We start from the raw sequence: 18,363 nt of genomic DNA on the forward strand, positions 1-18,363 counted from the left end.
TGCCGCCTTGCTGCAGCTCGAATGATGTCGTGTAGACGGTGCATTGGAGGAAAGGAAGATTCCTTTCCGTTGCCTGTCAGGCTTCGTTGCTCTCCGGCTCAGCCACATCAGGCTGATTACCATCCTGCAGCGGTGCTGGCAGGTTCATCATTTTCGCCAGCAGACTTGCCAGCTTAAAGCGCATTTCCGGGCGACGGATAATCATGTCGATCGCGCCTTTCTCAATCAGGAACTCGCTACGCTGGAAGCCCGGCGGCAGTTTTTCGCGCACGGTCTGCTCGATAACGCGTGGACCGGCAAAGCCGATCAGCGCTTTCGGTTCCGCCACGTTGAGGTCGCCCAACATCGCGAAGCTGGCTGACACGCCGCCCATGGTTGGGTCGGTCAGCACGGAGATGTACGGCAAGCCGCGCTCCTGCATTTTCGCCAGTGCCGCACTGGTTTTCGCCATTTGCATCAGCGACTGCAGCGCTTCCTGCATACGTGCACCGCCTGACGCGGAGAAGCAGATCAGTGGGCAGTTGTCTTCCAACGCCTGCTCAACGCCACGCACAAAGCGCGCGCCAACCACTGAACCCATTGAGCCGCCCATAAAGGAGAACTCAAAAGCCACAGCGACAATCGGCATACCGTGCAGCGTGCCTTTCATCGCCACCAGCGCGTCTTTCTCGCCGGTGTCTTTCTGTGCGGCGACCAAACGGTCTTTATACTTCTTCGAGTCGCGGAACTTCAGCAGATCCTTTGGTTCCAGCTCGCTACCCAGCTCAACCAGCGAACCTTCATCCAGCATGCTATGCAAACGCTCACGGGCGTGCATACGCATGTGATGGTCGCACTTCGGGCAGACTTCGAGGTTACGCTCCAGCTCGGCGCGGTACAGCACCTGTCCACAGCTATCGCACTTGGTCCACACCCCTTCCGGGATGCTGGCTTTGCGCGTTGGCGTGGCAGTGCTTTTATTCAGTATGCGTTCAATCCAGCTCATTGATGACCTTTCTATTTAATGCTGACCTGGTCCAGTCTTCTCATTGCTGCTGAAATCACCTTCAGCAGGCCGTAAATGTCGCTCATTAAACCACAACCCGTTCACGCTGTGGATAAAAATCTGGTTACGAGCTTACTGTGACTTCTGCTGGCGGCGATGACGCCACACTTCAATTACGCCTGGCAGTATAGAAACAATGATGATGCCGACGATCAGCAGCTTCAGGTTCTCCTGCACAATCGGCAAGTCGCCAAACAGATAACCGGCGTAAGAGAACAGCAGCACCCACAGCAGTGCGCCCGTCACGTTAAAGAGCGCGAAGTGGCGATAAGACATATGTCCCATCCCTGCCACGAAGGGGGCAAAGGTTCGCACGATTGGTACAAAGCGCGCAAGTATAATGGTTTTGCCGCCATGGCGGTCGTAGAACGCGTGGGTTTTATCGAGGTAACTGCGACGGAAAATTTTCGAGTTCGGATTACTGAACAGCTTCTCCCCGAACAAACGCCCAATGGTGTAGTTCACCGCATCCCCAAGGATGGCGGCAATCACTAACAGCGTCACCATCAGATGCACGTTGAGATCGTTACCCGGCAATGCCGCCAATGCACCGGCGACAAACAGCAGCGAATCACCTGGCAGGAACGGCGTCACCACTAAACCCGTTTCACAGAACAGAATCAGGAACAGAATGGCGTAAATCCAGATGCCGTACTGCGCCACCAGCTCGGCTAAATGCACATCAATATGCAGAATAAAATCGATCAAAAAATGGATGAACTCCATACGACTCCCGACATCCTAATTAACGGTTAATCCGCGAGGAACAACGGTCCCAACGCAGGCTGAGGTAAAGCAAAGTGGGATGGATAATCCACCGCCACCAGATAAAGCCCCTCGGCTTTGGCGGTCGCCGCCGCCAGCTTACGATCTTTGGCCGCGAGCAGCGTCGCCATCCACTCTTCCGGCTGATTGCCCGTGCCGATTTCCATCAGGCTACCGACAATATTACGTACCATATGATGCACAAACGCGTTGGCTTTGATATCCACCACCACATACGGTCCATGACGCGTGACGTTGAGATGCATCACGTTGCGCCACGGCGTACGTGACTGACACTGCACCGCGCGGAACGAGGTAAAGTCATTCTCGCCAATCAGCGCCTGCCCGGCGCGCTGCATCTTTTCCACATCCAGCGGATGATAATAATGGGTAATGCCATTCCCCAGAATTGCCGGACGCAGCCGGTGGTTGTAGATCACGTAGCGATAACGGCGCGCCGTGGCGCTAAAACGTGCATGGAACTCGTCCGGCACTGCTTTCACCCAACGCACCGCGATGTCATCGGGCAGATTGGCGTTAACGCCTAACGTCCAGGCCGCGTCGGCACGCGGCGAGGTGGTTTCAAAATGCACCACTTGCCCGGTGCCGTGCACGCCAGCATCGGTGCGGCCAGCGCAGAACACCACCACCGGGTGATCGGCGACCTTCGACAGCGCCTTCTCCAGCTTTTCCTGCACGCTGCGCACTTCATTTTGCCGCTGCCAGCCGTAATAACGGCTGCCATCGTATTCAATACCCAACGCCAGCTTAAGCGTTTTACCTTCAGGCAACATTAATAGAAATACTCCTGCACCAGCTTCTCGGCGGTTTTGACTGCCATCAGTGCGCCGCCGAAACGGATGTTGTCTGCCACTGACCAGAACTGCAGCAGCTCAGGAATGCCGTAATCATTGCGCACGCAGCCAATGCTCAGTACTTCACTGCCGGAGGCATCGCCTACTTGAGTAGGATAATCACTCTCCTCGCTCAGATTGATATCACCAGAGCGACCCAGTTCATCGCGCGCTTCTTCAGCTGACAACGGACGCAGATTTTCCACATGCACGATCTGCGCATTACCATAGAACACCGGCGCTTGAACGCTGCTCACCGCAATCGGCAAACCTTCATCCTGTAGCACCTTACGCACCTGCTCAACCACGCGGCGCTCACTCTCAACGCTGCCATTGCTGTCAGCCAGCAGCGGCAGAATGTTGAACGCCAGCTGGCGGCCAAAATAGTGCTGTTCAGCAGGCACGCCGTTCAACAAACGCGCGCTTTCACCGGCTAAACCGTCCACCGCGGCTTTACCGTGGCTGGAGGCCGCAATCAGGTTGGTCACCTGCAAACGGCTCAGGCCAGCCAGATCCACCAGCGGTTTGATCGCGCACAACAGTTGACTCACCAGGCTGTCGGCCACGGTGATAATGTTGCGATTACGGTAATCCGCCAGCACTTGCGGATTCACATCTGGCACCACCAGCGGCACGTCCGGTTCAAGCGCGAACAGATCGCTGCTATCAATCACCAGACAACCCTGGCTCGCGGCTTCTTCGGCATAGCGCGCCGAGGCTTCACGTCCGGCGGTGAAAAACGCTAACTGCACCTGCGTCCAGTCAAACTCGGCCGCATCCTGCACCAGCACGGTACGTCCCTCAAAACGTTTGTTCTCACCGGCACCGTTTTCACTCGCCAGCAGATACAACTCACCAACCGGGAACTGGCGTTCAGCCAGCAGTTCCAGTACAGCGTTCCCTACTGCGCCTGTTGCGCCCAGTAGCGCGATATTCCAGCCGTCAGACATGTTGGTTTACTCCAGACAATGACACAAAAACAGAAGGCGGTGTTTTCACCGCCCGAGATTTAGGATTTATCCCCGCACTATTGCAGGTGATTGAATTAACTTTACAAACTGGCACGGAAGCCGAGTTGATTGAGCATCGCCACCGTCTCAGCATCATCGCAGTTCACTTGCAGCGATGACCATTCGCGACGCTCTTCATATTGTTTGCGCAGACGATCAAACTCGCCCGGTTTTGCCGCCACCTTGCGCAGTGGCGCATCGTCGCGGCGCACATCATACACCAGATGCACTAAGCGTTTTAGCGTTGGCTGATCGAGTTTGCCGCGCAGGGTGATAGAACCAAATTCGGGCGCAGGTAACAGGCTTTCCAGTGCGACCTGCTGTGGCTGACCGATAAAATCGCACCAGGCTTCAAACACTTGGGTGGTACCGCGCGCTTTGCCTTCCAGCGTGTAACCCGCGATGTGCGCAGTGGCGATATCCACCTTATCCAGCAGATCGAGCGACAGGTCCGGTTCCGGCTCCCACACATCCAGCACCACGCTGAGATCGTGGCGCATCTTCAACACTTCCAGCAGCGCAGCGTTATCCACCACCGCACCGCGGCAGGCGTTGATCAAAATGGTGTTGGGTTTAAGCGCCATCAGCAGCGCCGCATCGGCCAGATGCCAGCTTTTATACCGGCCCTCTTTAAACAGCGGCGTGTGGAAGGTCAGGATGTCGGCCTGCGCCACCAGATCATCCAGTGAATGGAAGGTTTCCTGATCGCCACGATCGGCGCGCGGCGGATCGCACAGCAGCGTTTTCACGCCCCACGCTTCTAAACGCTTCTGCAGGCGGCCGCCCACATTGCCTACGCCAACAATGCCCACCGTGCGATCGCGCAGTTCAAAACCATCGCGCTCTGCCAGCAGCAGCAGCGAGGAGAACACATATTCCACTACCGCAATAGCGTTACAGCCCGGCGCTGCCGAGAAGCTGATGCCCGCCTCCGCCAGCGACGCATCATCGATATGATCAGTACCCGCTGTCGCAGTGCCGACAAACTTCACCGGCGTACCGGCCAGCAGCGCCGCATTCACCTTGGTAACGGAACGCACCATCAAGCCGCTGGCATCCTGCAGCTCTGCTTCCGGCAACGGGCGTCCTGGTACCGCCAACACATCACCGGTGCGGCTGAACAGTTCATGGGCATAGGGCATATTTTCATCGACGAGAATTTTCACTGCGGCGGTCCTGTCTGGTTGAAATCAACGGGGGCATATTTTGGCATAAAGCCGGGGATTAACCTAACCGACTGCGATAGCGATCGGGCGTGGTACCGGCCTGCTGCTGGAACATCACAATCAGCGCTGATGCCGAACTGTAACCCAACTCATGGGCGATGCCCTGCACGCTGCAACCCTGCTCCAATAATGCGATAGCGCGCAGAAAGCGTAAACGTTGCCGCCATTCGCTGAACGACATATTCAACTGCTGCTGACAGCGTCGCGCCAGCGTACGCTCAGTGGTGAACACGCGCTTCGCCCATTGTGCCAGCGTGGTGTTATCGCCGGGATGCGCTTCGAGGGCGCGCAGAATCGGCGCGAGAAATTTGTCGTCCGACATCGGCAAATAGCTGTTGTGCACTGGGGCCATACGCAGGCGATCAATTAAGACTTCACACATCCGCCAGTCGGCTTGAGTCTGCGGCTGCGCCAGCTCGCGGCGGGCAAAGTCATTCATGATGGCGTGCCCGATGGCATCGACATGTAATAAGCAGGCTTTATCGGGCAGGCCCGCACAGCGATCGGCGGCAAGATTGAAAGTACGGAAGCGCGCATCGTTATGGTTATAGCTGCTGTGACGATGCCCGGCAGGAATCCAGATCGGAATATCGGCGGGCGTCAGCAGACGTTCGCCTTCCACTTCCATCTCCAGCACGTGACGGGTGACGAAGATCACCTGGCCCCAATCATGTGCGTGCGCGAGATATTCGGTTTTGGCGTTGACCTCGTCGTAACGCATGAAGTAGCGCAATAAGGGCGCATCAATTGGCGGCTGGTATTCGACTTGAAGATTCATTCTGTCCGGTCACTAACGAATATTGTCCGATTTTAACTATCTACTTTAAACCGGTCAAACGTAAACTATTCGCGATTATTTGAGGAGCTGTATCATGAATTTACTGTTTCCGCTGATCGCGGTGCTGATTTGGTCGATCAACACTATCGTCAGCAAACTCTCGGCGGGAAGTATCGATCCTGCGGCGATCTCCTTTTATCGCTGGCTACTGGCGCTGGTGGTGCTGGCACCGTTCTGCCTGCCAGGCGTGTGGCGTCATCGTCACACCATTAAAACGAACGGCTGGCGGCTGCTGATTCTCGGCTTGCTCGGCATGGTGCTGTATCAAAGCCTTGCCTATTACGCGGCGCACAGCGTTTCCGCAGTGATGATGGGTATCCTCGGCGCGACCATTCCGCTGCTGACCATTCTGCTCAGCCTTATTGTGCTGCGCCTCGCGCCAACACGCGGCATCCTGATTGGCGGCGCACTGTCGTTCGCCGGTTTGGTATGGCTGGTGAGCGAAGGCAACCCGGCGCAGTTGCTGAACCAACGCCTTGGCAATGGCGAATTGATGATGCTGGCGGCATCAACTTCTTACGCCTTGTACGGCGTGCTGACCAAGCGCTGGGCAATTCCGCTGCCGACCTGGCAAAGCCTGTATGTGCAGATTTTCTTTGGCGTGCTGCTGTTGCTGCCCGGCTTCCTGCGCGCACCGGATGTCACGTTGAACCTGCACAATCTGCCGCTGGTGCTGTATGCCGGACTGTTTGCGTCGATTATTGCGCCGTTTCTGTGGATCCTTGGCGTGCAGCGCCTGGGTGCCAGCACCACCAGCATCTTTATGAATTTCGTACCGGCATTTACTGCCATTATTGCCGTGATGTTCCTGCATGAGCAGTTGCATGCCTATCACTTGATTGGTGGCGGCATGACGTTAGTCGGCGTTATTCTGGCGCAACGTCTGAAAACCCCGTTACGCAAGCCGCGCAATGTCACCCTTCCCGATCCCGCTGCCTGAGTTTATTCTCCGGAAAGGCCGCAGCCCCCGTGGATTTCCTGGGGGCTTTTGCTATCATGTGGCCTCTTTTTTCCGGCGCACCCGGATCTGACCCGTTTTCAAGGATTCCGCCATGCAACCTCTCAGCGGTCCCGGTGTGCCCGCGGGCGATCGTTCCCCTTTATCTCAGGCTACTGGCCCGACGCGTCCTGGTGGTCCAGTTGGTGAGCAGCCGCTATCGCCTGCCCAGCGCACCACGCTGGAACGTCTGATTGTACGCATCATGTCGTTAAGTACCCTGAAAGCGCCCGAACTGTGGGCTGGCGTGCGTCATGAAGTCGGTGTGAAAAGTGAAGCTGAGCTGCAATCGCGCCACTTCCCGGCGGCGGAACAGCATCTCAATGGTCGCTTAACCCAGGTGCAAAACAGTCTCGCCACGCGCCAGTTGCTACAACAGCTGCTGGAGAAACTGCCGCAGGGCAATAATCGCCAGGCGGTGAGTGATTTTATTCGTCAGCAGTTTAACCAAACGGTGTTGAGCGCGTTGTCACAGGATCAGCTGCGTCAGGTGCTGACGATGCTGCAGAACGGCCAGATAGCGATCCCGCAGCCGCAGCAAACGCGCGTTTCCGATCGCAGTTTGTTGCCGGCAGAGCAGCAATCGCTCAACCAGCAGGTCACGCGGCTTGCTGCCACCACCGGTGAATCCCCAGTGAAACTGCTGACTGATACGCTGAAGCTGGTGAACCTGAAAAGTGGCGATCCAATTCCCTCACGCCACTTCCCGCTGCTGACGCAATATTTGCAGGTTCGTCAGACGTTGGGCCAACACAGCGCGCCAACTTTGCAAATGCTGGAAAACTCGCTGAAGCAGCCACTTACGCATGATGAGCAGCGACTGCTGGAAGATTACAGCCAACAGCGCTTCCAGGCGCTGCCGAATACGGTGCTGACGCCCGCGCAGACGCAGGATCTGCTGAATCTGCTGTTTAGCCGCCGTGCCGAGAAATTGCACGAACAGCCGCTGGCGGAGAGTGCAATTCGCCCGCAGCCGATTTGGTCGCCGTTTATTCAGATGCTGCCGCCGCCGCTGGCTCAGCGCCCGGCACTGACGCTGATAGGCGCGCTTTTCGTGTTCATCTTCCTGCTGTGGCTGTTTATCTAACAGCCGCAGTGTGCAGCGGGCGTGGCGAGTGGCCATTCACCCGCTGCCGCGCCCCACGCCATTGGATGACCATCGCGCTTCCAGAAATCCAGTCCGCCAATTAACTCCTTCACCTGAAACCCCAGCGACGCCAGTTTGAGCGCGGCTTTGGTTGAACCGTTACAGCCGATGCCGTCGCAATAGGTGATGTAAACGTTGCTGCGATCGAGATGTGCAGTGGATTCCACATTCATGCTGCGATGGGGAAATGAGAGGGCACCGCAGATATGTCCGGCCTGATAAACCTCTTCAGAACGTGCATCGATCACCGTAATCGCCGAAACTCCCTGCGCCAGATCTGCCGCGAGATCCCACGCATCGGTGTAGTAGGTCAGTTTATGTTGCAGATAAGCCAGGCTTTCGCTGGCACAGGCTGGGGCAAATTTTAACACCGCTGACATCGTATTCTCCTGTTGTGATTTCCCCCAAGTTTACGGCAAAGTGGTCTGCATGCTGATACCACTTTCCATCGAGTGATAAGACCAATATGAGCACCTCGTTTCTCGCGCTGTTTAGCCATCAAACCCAGGGCGGTTTGCGTGAGCGGCTGTGCAATACTTTGCGTCAGGCGATCGCTGATGGGCATTTGCGGCATGAGCAAAAATTGCCGTCCAGTCGCCAGTTAGCAACGGACTTATCGCTGTCGCGCGTCACGGTTGAGGCGGCTTATGCGCAATTAGAGAGCGAAGGTTATCTGCAGCGTCACGGTGGGCGCGGTACTTTTGTCTCGATTCGCATGGCGTTACCCACGCAGAAAAGCCGCATCGACCGCTCGCCACTCTTTTCCCTGCGTGGTCAACAGGTGCTGGCAACCGGCGGCTGTCAGGATCCGCCGTTTCCACATGCCTTTGCCGCCGGTTCGCCAGAACTGCGCGCGTTCCCGCATACGCAGTGGCGCCGCATCAGCAATCAGATGCAACGCACGCTTGGCAGTAAAGTGATGGGCTATGGCGATCCGCTTGGGCTGCCGTCGCTGCGGCAAGCGGTAGCGGATTATCTGGCGCTATCGCGCGGCGTCCGCTGTTCGGCGGATCAGGTGGTGATGCTCACCAGCTCGCAGCAGGCGCTGCAATTGCTGGCGCTGATGTTCCTTGATGCATGTGACGACGTCTGGCTGGAAGAACCCGGTTATCCCGGTGCGCGCAACGCGTTTCTGGCGGCCGGCGCACGCTGTCACGCCATGCCGCTGGATGCGGAAGGCGCCGCGCCACTCAGCGGCAGCGCGAAATTGGTGTATCTGACGCCCGCACATCATTATCCGACCGGCACGCCAATGAGCCTGGCGCGCCGTCTACAGTGGCTGGCGTGGGCGCGGCAACATGATAGCTGGCTGATTGAAGATGATTACGACAGCGAATTTCATTACGACGATCGCCCCGCTCCGGCGCTACAAGGATTGGAAGCAGATGGTCGGGTAATTTATCTCGGCACCTTTTCCAAAACATTATTCCCGTCGCTGCGGCTGGCGTGGATGGTGGTACCGCCGCAGCTGGTTGAGCCATTGGGACGCGCGCGTAGCGTAATGGATGGTCACAGCGCATTGCTGCCGCAGGCGATTACGGCAGAGTTTCTGCAACAAGGCCATTTCGCCAGCCATTTGCGCTTGATGCGCCAACTGTATCGCAGTCGTCGTGATTGCTTGCTTGAACAACTCAACACGCGACTGCAACCCTGGCTGCAAGCGCTGCCGGCGGCGGGAGGCTTACAGTTAACGGTGCAGCTAATGCACGGCGATGAAGCGCGCTTAACCGAACAGGCTAAATCCATGGGATTGTTACTGCCGCGGCTGTCGCCGCTTTATGCCGGTGCGGTCCAGCAACCGGGCTGGCTACTGGGCTTTGCGGCGCTAACCCCGGGTGAGATTGTCAGCGCCTGCGATAAGTTGGTTACGCTGTTGTCGCCGCCCGCGCAAACGTCCAGGTGACCAGAATGCCCAGCGCAGCGCAGCAGGCACCCGCGACATACACCGAGCCGTAACCCAGCGCTGTCGCCAGTAAACCGGTCAACGGGCCGCTGGCACCGTACGCAATATCCTGAAACGCAGAGAAGCCGCCGAGCGCGGTGCCGCGAATCTGCGGCGATACACGCTTGATCACCTCGACGCCCAGCGCCGGGAAGATCAGCGAGCAACCGCAGCCGGTCAAAGCCGCGCCAATTAGTGCCATGCCGCTGGAACTGGCAAACGCCAGCAGCAGCAGACCGACGGCTTCGACCAGCAGGGACACCATCGCCACTTTTATGCCCCCGTGACGATCCGGCAAGCCACCAAAGAATACGCGCACCAGCACAAACGCACAGCCGAACGCGGTCAGCGCGAACCCCGCATTGCCCCAGTTTTCTGCGGCAAAGTAGAGCGAGGTAAAGGTGCCAATAACGGCAAAACCGGTACCCTGCAGTGCCAACGCCAGTCCCGGCTGGAAGATGGTTTTCACCACGCTAAGCAGCGATGGGCGCTCGCCGCCAACCACCGGCACTTTACGGATCCAGCCATTAATCGCCAGCGACAGCAGCGGCAACAGCAGCGCAACCGCGCCGAGGGCCGCAAAACCGCCGTGCTGGTTAATCAGCAAGCCAAGTGGTGCGCCCGCCGCCAGCGATCCATAAATCGCCATGCCGTTCCATGACATCACTAAACCGGATCGTTTGCTGCCCACCAGACCCATGCCCCAGGTCAGATTGCCGGTGAGCAGCAAGCTTTCACCAAACCCTAACAACAGGCGCCCTACCGCCAGTAAAGCAAATTTCGTCCAGGGTGAAACCGGCAGTAACGCCGCCGCCAGATAAGCGATGCCCACCAACGCGATGGCAAGCATGCCGTGTTGTGTGGTGAGTTTCGCACCGTGCTGATCGGCACGTCGCCCGGCAAAGCTGCGCGTCAGCAGCGTGGCAAAAAACTGGATTCCTACCGCTACACCAACCATCAGATTGCTCATGCCGAGTTCCTGATGGACATACAGCGGGATGACCGGCAGCGCCAAACCTGCGGTGAGGTAGGTGAGGAAGACGGCAAATGAGGTGCAGGCTAACGGCAAAACGGATTGCGTCTGCGTTTCGGCAGTCGTGGCCATGGTGATGCGAACTCCTTGTCATAACCAGACTCACGCTTGCTGCGGTAACAGAAACGGGACATTTGGTTCATGTTATCAGGAAATGATAATTTTATTTCGGATGGAGAGAGTGTAGGCAAGCCGCAGGCTGATTGTCAAAAACAACAAGGGCCGGATAACCGGCCCTTTGCATCAGGTGGTCGCCATAAATGGCGCCCCTACGAAAGCATAACGCAATTACGCTGGCAGCTTACGCATGGTTAACGTGGCGTTGGTGCCACCGAAACCGAAGCTGTTCGACATCACGGTGGTCAGCGCTTTTTCAGTCGGCTTGGTCACGATGTTCAGACCTTTACCCGCTTCATCCAGCTCTTCCACGTTGATGCTTGGCGCGATGAAACCGTGCTCCAGCATCAGCAAGGTGTAGATCGCTTCCTGCACGCCTGCCGCACCCAGTGAGTGACCGGTCATGGCTTTGGTAGCAGAAATGGCCGGTGAATGGTCGCCGAACACTTCACGAATCGCGCCCAACTCTTTCGCATCACCAACTGGCGTAGAGGTACCGTGCGTGTTGAGGTAATCGATGGGGGTATCCAGATCTTGCATCGCCATCTTCATGCAGCGCACTGCGCCTTCGCCTGAAGGCGCAACCATATCTGCGCCATCTGACGTTGCACCGTAACCGACGATTTCGGCGTAGATATGTGCGCCACGTGCCAGAGCGTGCTCCAGCTCTTCAACCACCACCATACCGCCGCCGCCTGCAATGACGAAACCGTCACGGTTGGTATCGTAAGTACGTGAGGCTTTTTCTGGCGTTTCGTTGTATTTGGTCGACAGTGCGCCCATGGCATCGAACTCACAGGCCATTTCCCAGCTCAGCTCTTCGCCGCCGCCAGCAAATACGATGTCCTGTTTGCCCAGCTGAATCTGCTCGACCGCGTTTCCGATACAGTGTGCAGAGGTGGCACACGCTGAACTGATGGAGTAGTTCACGCCGTGGATTTTGAACGGGGTTGCCAGGCAAGCCGAAACGCCTGAACCCATCGCTTTGGTCACCACATAAGGACCCACCGCTTTCAGGCCGCGTGGGCTACGCATGGCGTCAGCACCAAACACCTGATAACGCGGAGAACCGCCGCCAGAACCGGCAATCAGGCCAACACGTGGGTTTTGCTGATACTGCTCGTCAGTCAGGCCCGAATCTTTGATCGCTTCGGCCATTGAAAGGTAGGCATAAATAGAGGCATCACTCATAAAACGCACGATTTTGCGATCGATGAGCCCGTTGGTATCCAGTTTGACGTTGCCCCATACATGGCTGCGCATACCGGCATCTCTCATCTCTTCTGAGAAAGTAATACCGGAACGGCCTTCACGCAGAGAAGCCAGCACTTCTTGCTGGTTATTACCAATGCTGGAAACAATACCCAGGCCCGTAATCACTGCACGTTTCATTCAATAATCCTCGTTCCACATATTTGGATGACGTGCACTCTAGCGTACAGTTGTAAGCCGAACAAGTCCGATCAGCCATTTCGTTTTGTAAATTTGCGTCATGTGACGTCTGTCGCTAAACTCGCGCCACTGCCTGAAATATGAGCCTTTCCCCGTGAAATTAACCCCGGTTGAACATGCCCAAATAAACTGGAATGAACAGGGTACACCTGTGTCCCGAGCGTTCGACGACGTCTATTTCTCCAACGACAATGGACTGGAGGAAACGCGCTATGTGTTCCTCGATGGCAACCATATTCCGCACCGTTTTGCCGATCATTCGCGCGATTCATTTATTGTCGCTGAGAGCGGTTTTGGGACTGGTCTGAACTTTCTTACCCTGTGGCAAGCCTTCGATCGCTTCCGAAATGAGCAACCCAACGCCGCTTTGCAGCGCCTGCACTTTATCAGCTGCGAAAAATTCCCGCTGACGCACGCCGATCTGATCGCCGCGCATGCCCATTGGCCGGAGCTACAGCCTTGGGCTGAACAGCTGCAACAGCAGTGGCCGCAAGCGTTACCGGGCTGTCAGCGCCTGCTATTTAACGGCGGTGAAGTGACGCTGGACCTCTGGCTTGGTGATATTAACGCGTTAATTCACACCTTTGATGACAGTCTCAATCGTCAGGTAGATGCGTGGTTCCTTGATGGTTTCGCACCCGCCAAAAATCCGGAGATGTGGACGCCAGCGCTGTTCGCCGCAATGGCACGCCTCGCCCGTCCTGGTGGCACGCTGGCAACCTTTACTGCATCCGGTTTTGTACGCCGAGGCTTGCAGGACGCCGGTTTCAGCATGCAGAAGCGCAAGGGATTTGGTCATAAGCGTGAAATGCTGGTTGGTTCGCTTGAGCACGCGGTTGCATTGCCGCACAGCCAGCCGTGGTATGCGCGCCCGCCGGCGAGCAGCCAGGATGTGGCACTGATTGGCGGCGGCGTTGCCAGCGCAGTATTAGCACTGGCGCTGCTGCGACGCGGCTGGCGCGTGACACTCTATTGTGCCGATGATGCACCCGCGCTGGGTGCTTCCGGTAACCGTCAGGGCGCGCTTTATCCGCTGCTAAATCAGCATGATCCGGCGCTGGCGACCTTCTTCCCAGCGGCTTTTGGCTTTGCCCGACGTCTGTACGATCGGCTGCCAGTGGAGTTTGAGCACAGTTGGAGCGGCGTGTTGCAACTGGGTTGGGATGGCAAAAGCGCGGACAAAATCGCGCAGATGCTCAACATGGAACTGCCGCACGACATCGCGTACGGCGTTAATAAAGAAGAAGCACAGCAGCTGGCGGGTGTCGACCTCGACGTCGGCGGCATTTTCTATCCGCAAGGCGGATGGCTGTCGCCTTCACAGCTGACCAGCAATCTGTTGGAATACGCGCAATCGCTGGGATTACGCCTTCACTGGCTGCATCGCGTCACACAGCTAACGCGTAATGAAGAGCATTGGACCCTGCACTTTAGCGAGCAACCGCCGGTGCAGCATCAACAAGTGGTGTTGGCGAATGGCCATGCCTTGCTGGAAATCGAGCAGAGCAAAACGCTGCCGGTGTATGCGGTGGCAGGACAAGTGAGCCACGTGCCGACCAATCCGGCGTTAGGTGCGCTGCGCACCGTGCTGTGCTACGACGGCTATCTCACTCCGGTCAGCCCGAATTTCGCCACCCATTGCATCGGCGCCAGTTATCATCGCGGCGATACTGCGACGGATTTCCGTGCCGACGATCAGCAGGAGAATCGTCAGCGGCTGATTCATTGTCTGCCGGAGAGCCAATGGCCGCAGCAGGTTGATGTGTCAGATAACCAGGCGCGCAACGGGGTGCGCTGTGCCACGCGCGATCACCTACCGATGAGCGGCAGCGCGCCAGATTATGAAGCAACGCTTACGCACTATGCCGATTTGCCGGAGCAACGCATGCGCGGCGCTGACGTTGCCGATGCGCCAGTACATCAAGCTTTATTTGTGTTGGGCGCGTTAGGATCGCGGGGTTTGTGCAGCGCACCGTTGGCGGCCGAAGTATTGGCGGCGCAGATGAGCGGCGAACCACAGCCGCTGGATGCAGCCACGCTGGCGGCGATGAATCCGAATCGCTATTGGGTACGAAAACTGCTGAAGGGAAAAAAAGCGGGTCGATAATCTGCGGGGCGAGCGATCGCCCCGAGCGGTTAAGCGGTTTGACGAGCCTGCAAGAACAGATTGTCCCACATGCCTGTTACCAGCGCCTGATCGCGTGGCGACAGTTCACCGGCTGCAATGGCTTTTTGCAAGCTGTTGGTGACATGAGTTTGCAGCGCTTCCGGCGTGTGTTCACCGCTTAGCTCAATCTCCGCCACTGCCAGGGTCAGATGACCACGCAGATAGCCGCCTGCAAACAGCTCGTCATCGCTGGCGTGGTCGACCATGTCATCAATCAGGGCCAGAATGCGGGTTTCAAATTCTACGATCATCTCTTCCTCTCTTCTTATAACCTTCGCGGATTATAGATCTTCCGGCCAAGGGAATTGTGCCGCCGTCAGTGGCGGCGTGCCGTAATAAGTCGTCAGTGCATCAATGAAACGGGCTGGTCGTGTCGGAATCCCCTGATCCAGATACGTCATCACCTGTGCATGAACTTTACGCTGAAACGCGATGCGATCTGGCTCACAATCGCCTTCGAGATTGTCACAACTTACGTTGAAGGGAAAGCCCGCCGCAACGCAGAACAACCACTCCAGCGCCTGCGGTTTTACCTCAACCGATTCGAACTGGCTCTGCGTTTGTGCATCGCGTCCGTCCGGGCAATACCAATAACCAAAATCCACCAGCTTGCGGCGCGCTTCCCCGGCAATGCACCAGTGGGAAATTTCATGCAGTCCGCTGGCGTAGTAGCCGTGCGCGAACACCACGCGATTCCACGGTGAGGTTTCATCCGCTGGAAGATAAATAGGTTCGTCGTCGCCTTTAATTAGACGGGTCTGAAAATCGTCAACGAAGCAGCCATCAAAGATGGCAATCAATTGATCGTAATGGTGTGTTGTACTCATAATTTTTAATCTTTAAAAAAAACCGGCGCTATTGTCGCATTGGCAGCCGGTCTTGACGAGTGTTGGATTACAGCGTTGCCAGCCAGGCCATCAATTCCCCGCCGTGACTGTCCCATAACAATTTGGCGCTCATCACCGCAGAAACGGTCACCACCATGGGGCGAATCAGTTTCTGACCGCGGCTCAGCACCAGCTTGGCACCAAGGCGTGCGCCGATAACGGCGCCGAGCAGCATAATCGCTCCGGTGCCCCACACCACTTTTCCGCCGAACATAAAAAACAGCAAACTGCCAAAATTCGAGGTGAAATTTAGGATTTTGGCGTGGGCGGTGGCTTTCGCCAGATTGAAGCCGCACAGCGTCACGAACGCCAACGCATAGAATGAGCCGGCGCCGGGACCAAAGAAGCCGTCGTAGAAACCGACGCAGCCACCGCCCACCAGCGCATAGGGTAAACCGTGCAGACGACGTTCGCGATCCGCTTCACCCAAACGCGGCATCAGCAGGAACCACAAGCCGATACAGATCAGCAGCAGCGGTAAGATTTGGCGCAGCACATCCGCTTGTAAGTGCTGGATTAGAAGGGTGCCGGCTATCGCGCCGAGGAAGGTCATGGCGATATTCAGCCACTGCTCGCTCAGATTCACCGCACCGCGACGGATAAAATAGAGGCTGGCGGAGAAGGATCCGCCGACCGACTGCAGCTTATTGGTGGCTAACGCCTGTGCAGGCGACAGCCCGGCAGCCAGTAATGAAGGCACGGTGAGCAAGCCACCGCCTCCGGCAATGGAGTCGATAAATGCCGCCAGCATCGCCACAAAAAACAGCACGCCAATGACCAGCGGGCTGACAACAAAAAGATCCATTTTATTCCTCAAATAACCGCGATCTTTTGAGCTGCAGCTGCGTTGACTGCGCTCGCCCACTCCAGTCACTTACTTAAGTAAGCTCCTGGAGATGAACGAACTTGCCGCCTTGCCGCAACTCAAATTCTCACGGTTATAACAAATGGCGGTCTAATAATGCCTGGCAGGAAGACGGTAGCGGCGGCGGCGTTTTTTTCACCGGCGGCGTACTGCCTGGTTTTTTTGGCAGGAACCAGCTGTCCAGCTCGGCACCACAGCCATCGCCCGCAGGTTGAGGTGCCTGATCTTCACACTCCAGACTGCCTGCTGGGCAACGCAAACGCACATGCATGTGCGCGCGATGGGCAAACCACGGACGCACTTTATTCAGCCATGCGCGATCGCTACCAGCATCAGCACACAGCTGTCTTTTAATCGCCGGATTAACAAAAATACGTGTCACTTCATCATCTTTCGCCGCCAGCTTAATCAGGCTATCAATTTGCGGCTGCCAGTGACGCGCAATCACCTGCTTATCATCGGCAGCAACCAGATCGAGCGGCTGCGGCTTGAGCAATTGTTGCGCCGTCCAGCGGGTTTTTGGCAATTGGAGCCAGATATCAACATCCAAACCGGTTTGATGGCTGGCGTGGCCACTGCTAAAACGGCCACCCGCCGCCATGCCCATATCGCCAATCAACACTTGTCCCAGCTGAAGCTGATGAACCTGGGTGCTGAGACGCTGAATAAAAGCGATCAAATCAGGATGACCGAAGTAGCGGCGCTGATCCTGACGCATCACCTGATAATTCGGTGAGTTAAGCGGCAGCTGCTGCGCGCCCACAATACAGCCGTTGGCGAAGCCGCCAATCGACTGCGGGCTTCCGGCAATGGGCTGATGGATTTGCTGCCACGGCGTAGCGGCAACGGCCGCCGCACTGCATAACAGCGCGGCACAGGTGATAAGCAGACGGCGCATCATCCGGCTTACCAGCGTGGAACGCTGCTGCTGACGTCACCGTTTTGCGCGCGCTGGCGCAGCAGATGATCCATCAACACAATGGCCATCATCGCCTCGGCAATCGGCACGGCGCGGATGCCCACGCAAGGATCGTGACGACCTTTGGTGATCATCTCCACTTCAGCGCCGTCGCGCGTAATGGTGTTACCCGGCACGGTGATGCTGGAGGTCGGTTTCATCGCCAGGTTGGCGCTGATGGTTTGGCCACTACTGATGCCACCCAAAATACCGCCCGCGTGGTTGCTCTGGAAACCGTTGGCGCGAATTTCATCGCGATGCTGGCTGCCGCGCTGGCTGACCACGGCGAAACCGTCGCCGATCTCCACGCCTTTCACTGCGTTGATGCTCATTAGCGCATGTGCCAAATCGGCATCCAGACGATCAAACACCGGCTCACCCAAGCCCGGCGGCACGTTCTCTGCCAGCACGGTGACTTTGGCGCCGATGGAATCGCCCTCTTTTTTCAGGCCGCGCATCAGTTCATCCAGCGCTTCCAGCTTAGAGGCATCCGGGCAGAAGAACGGGTTCTCTTCCACAATGCTCCAGTCTTTCAATTCGCAGGCCACGTCGCCAATCTGTGCCAGATAGCCGCGCACCACGATGCCGTGTTTCATCTGCAAATACTTCTTGGCAATCGCACCTGCCGCCACGCGCATGGCGGTTTCACGCGCAGACGAGCGTCCGCCGCCGCGATAGTCACGCAGACCGTACTTCTGCTCGTAGGTGTAGTCGGCATGGCCAGGACGGAACAGATCTTTGATCGCGCCGTAATCCTGTGAACGCTGGTCAGTGTTCTCAATTAACAGACCGATTGACGTTCCCGTTGTGACGCCCTCAAACACGCCGGACAAAATTTTCACCTGATCCGGCTCACGGCGCTGCGTGGTGTAGCGCGAAGTGCCAGGACGACGACGATCGAGATCGTGTTGAATGTCGGCTTCCGTTAGTGGAATGCCGGGCGGCACACCATCAACGATGCAGCCCAACGCAATACCATGCGACTCGCCAAAAGTGGTTACGCGAAAAACTTGTCCGATGCTGTTTCCGGCCATGCTGGTTCCTTGTTGCGATGTTGCGG

At 57.0% G+C, this 18,363-nt stretch carries 18 protein-coding genes; 4 read left to right on the forward strand and 14 right to left on the reverse strand.

Going from position 1 to position 18,363, the window contains the following annotated elements:
- Positions 1-76 precede the first annotated feature (76 nt).
- The 6 genes from accD to ACRQ84_RS09140 form a co-directional block, all read right to left on the reverse strand.
- Positions 77-985, reverse strand: a complete 909-nt coding sequence (gene accD, locus ACRQ84_RS09115; protein ID WP_007889268.1) for an acetyl-CoA carboxylase, carboxyltransferase subunit beta — start codon at positions 983-985, stop codon at positions 77-79.
- 132 nt (positions 986-1,117) lie between these two features.
- The gene (locus ACRQ84_RS09120) at positions 1,118-1,771 is read right to left on the reverse strand and encodes a DedA family protein (protein WP_064739350.1); all 654 of its coding nucleotides are present in this window, start codon (positions 1,769-1,771) and stop codon (positions 1,118-1,120) included.
- A 26-nt stretch (positions 1,772-1,797) separates the two neighbouring features.
- Complete coding sequence (gene truA, locus ACRQ84_RS09125; protein WP_483817803.1) at positions 1,798-2,604, reverse strand: tRNA pseudouridine(38-40) synthase TruA; 807 nt, start codon at positions 2,602-2,604, stop codon at positions 1,798-1,800.
- Entirely contained in the window at positions 2,604-3,614 is a 1,011-nt protein-coding gene (locus ACRQ84_RS09130; RefSeq protein ID WP_483817804.1) for an aspartate-semialdehyde dehydrogenase, read from the reverse strand. The genes truA and ACRQ84_RS09130 overlap by 1 nt, the downstream gene beginning before the upstream one ends.
- Positions 3,615-3,715: 101 nt before the next feature.
- Entirely contained in the window at positions 3,716-4,840 is a 1,125-nt protein-coding gene (gene pdxB / locus ACRQ84_RS09135) for a 4-phosphoerythronate dehydrogenase PdxB (RefSeq protein WP_483817805.1), read from the reverse strand.
- 58 nt (positions 4,841-4,898) lie between these two features.
- Entirely contained in the window at positions 4,899-5,678 is a 780-nt protein-coding gene (locus ACRQ84_RS09140; protein WP_483817806.1) for an AraC family transcriptional regulator, read from the reverse strand.
- A gap of 94 nt (positions 5,679-5,772) precedes the next feature.
- Between ACRQ84_RS09140 and ACRQ84_RS09145 the strand changes: the two genes are divergently transcribed.
- The gene (locus tag ACRQ84_RS09145; RefSeq protein WP_483817807.1) at positions 5,773-6,678 is read left to right on the forward strand and encodes a DMT family transporter; all 906 of its coding nucleotides are present in this window, start codon (positions 5,773-5,775) and stop codon (positions 6,676-6,678) included.
- Positions 6,679-6,790: 112 nt separating this feature from the next.
- The gene (gene flk, locus ACRQ84_RS09150; protein WP_064739356.1) at positions 6,791-7,822 is read left to right on the forward strand and encodes a flagella biosynthesis regulator Flk; all 1,032 of its coding nucleotides are present in this window, start codon (positions 6,791-6,793) and stop codon (positions 7,820-7,822) included.
- Here the strand turns inward: flk and ACRQ84_RS09155 are convergent.
- Positions 7,819-8,262 carry a rhodanese-like domain-containing protein gene (locus ACRQ84_RS09155; RefSeq protein WP_483817808.1) on the reverse strand — a complete coding sequence of 148 codons (444 nt, stop codon included), beginning with the start codon at positions 8,260-8,262 and terminating at the stop codon, positions 7,819-7,821. The genes flk and ACRQ84_RS09155 overlap by 4 nt on opposite strands.
- Positions 8,263-8,348: 86 nt before the next feature.
- On the opposite strand from ACRQ84_RS09155, the gene ACRQ84_RS09160 reads away from it, so the two are divergent.
- On the forward strand, positions 8,349-9,785 hold the full coding sequence (locus ACRQ84_RS09160) for a MocR-like pyridoxine biosynthesis transcription factor PdxR (RefSeq protein ID WP_483817809.1): 1,437 nt from the start codon (positions 8,349-8,351) through the stop codon (positions 9,783-9,785).
- On the opposite strand, the gene ACRQ84_RS09165 is transcribed toward ACRQ84_RS09160, so the two are convergent.
- Both ACRQ84_RS09165 and fabB read right to left on the reverse strand, forming a co-directional pair.
- Positions 9,748-10,929, reverse strand: a complete 1,182-nt coding sequence (locus tag ACRQ84_RS09165) for an MFS transporter (protein WP_483817810.1) — start codon at positions 10,927-10,929, stop codon at positions 9,748-9,750. The genes ACRQ84_RS09160 and ACRQ84_RS09165 overlap by 38 nt on opposite strands.
- A 216-nt stretch (positions 10,930-11,145) precedes the next feature.
- The gene (gene fabB, locus ACRQ84_RS09170) at positions 11,146-12,366 is read right to left on the reverse strand and encodes a beta-ketoacyl-ACP synthase I (protein ID WP_064739360.1); all 1,221 of its coding nucleotides are present in this window, start codon (positions 12,364-12,366) and stop codon (positions 11,146-11,148) included.
- Positions 12,367-12,520: 154 nt separating this feature from the next.
- On the opposite strand from fabB, the gene mnmC reads away from it, so the two are divergent.
- Positions 12,521-14,533, forward strand: coding sequence for a bifunctional tRNA (5-methylaminomethyl-2-thiouridine)(34)-methyltransferase MnmC2/FAD-dependent 5-carboxymethylaminomethyl-2-thiouridine(34) oxidoreductase MnmC1 (gene mnmC, locus ACRQ84_RS09175; protein WP_483817811.1), 2,013 nt, complete (start codon positions 12,521-12,523; stop codon positions 14,531-14,533).
- A 29-nt stretch (positions 14,534-14,562) separates the two neighbouring features.
- On the opposite strand, the gene ACRQ84_RS09180 is transcribed toward mnmC, so the two are convergent.
- The 5 genes from ACRQ84_RS09180 to aroC all read right to left on the reverse strand — a co-directional run bounded on the left by ACRQ84_RS09180 (position 14,563) and on the right by aroC (position 18,337).
- Positions 14,563-14,844: a YfcL family protein gene (locus ACRQ84_RS09180; RefSeq protein WP_008101252.1), complete on the reverse strand. Its 282-nt coding sequence runs from the start codon at positions 14,842-14,844 to the stop codon at positions 14,563-14,565.
- 30 nt (positions 14,845-14,874) lie between these two features.
- On the reverse strand, positions 14,875-15,420 hold the full coding sequence (locus ACRQ84_RS09185) for an elongation factor P hydroxylase (protein ID WP_483817812.1): 546 nt from the start codon (positions 15,418-15,420) through the stop codon (positions 14,875-14,877).
- A 67-nt stretch (positions 15,421-15,487) separates the two neighbouring features.
- Positions 15,488-16,285: a sulfite exporter TauE/SafE family protein gene (locus tag ACRQ84_RS09190; protein WP_064739671.1), complete on the reverse strand. Its 798-nt coding sequence runs from the start codon at positions 16,283-16,285 to the stop codon at positions 15,488-15,490.
- Between the two features lie 133 nt (positions 16,286-16,418).
- The gene (gene mepA / locus ACRQ84_RS09195) at positions 16,419-17,243 is read right to left on the reverse strand and encodes a penicillin-insensitive murein endopeptidase (RefSeq protein WP_483817908.1); all 825 of its coding nucleotides are present in this window, start codon (positions 17,241-17,243) and stop codon (positions 16,419-16,421) included.
- A gap of 8 nt (positions 17,244-17,251) precedes the next feature.
- A complete protein-coding gene (gene aroC / locus ACRQ84_RS09200) occupies positions 17,252-18,337 on the reverse strand; it encodes a chorismate synthase (protein ID WP_064739363.1) in 1,086 nt (361 codons plus the stop codon).
- Between the last annotated feature and the right edge of the window lie 26 nt (positions 18,338-18,363).

The organism is Pantoea sp. E2023-21 (genome assembly GCF_051302795.1).
Classification (GTDB): domain Bacteria; phylum Pseudomonadota; class Gammaproteobacteria; order Enterobacterales; family Enterobacteriaceae; genus Pantoea; species Pantoea ludwigii_A.